Below are 232 nucleotides of genomic sequence, written 5' to 3' on the forward strand. Positions count from 1 at the left end.
GTTGACCCGGGCCTCCTTCTCGAGGCGCGGCACCGCCTTCTCGAGCGTCTGGAGGTCGGCGAGGATCAGCGCGGTGTGGATCGTCTCGATGTCGCCCGCCGGGCTGATCTTGCCGTCGACGTGGACGACGTCGGCGTCCTCGACGGCGCGCACGACCTGGCAGATGGCGTCGGCCTCGCGGATGTTGGCGAGGAACTTGCTGCCGAGACACTCACCCTCGGACGCGCCGCGC

General features: G+C 70.3%; 1 pseudogene. It reads right to left on the reverse strand.

From position 1 onward, the window contains the following. Positions 1–232: pseudogene (locus ACPYOM_RS24115) on the reverse strand (redox-regulated ATPase YchF); the annotation flags it as partial.

The organism is Monashia sp. HAY1-2A (assembly GCF_056755315.1).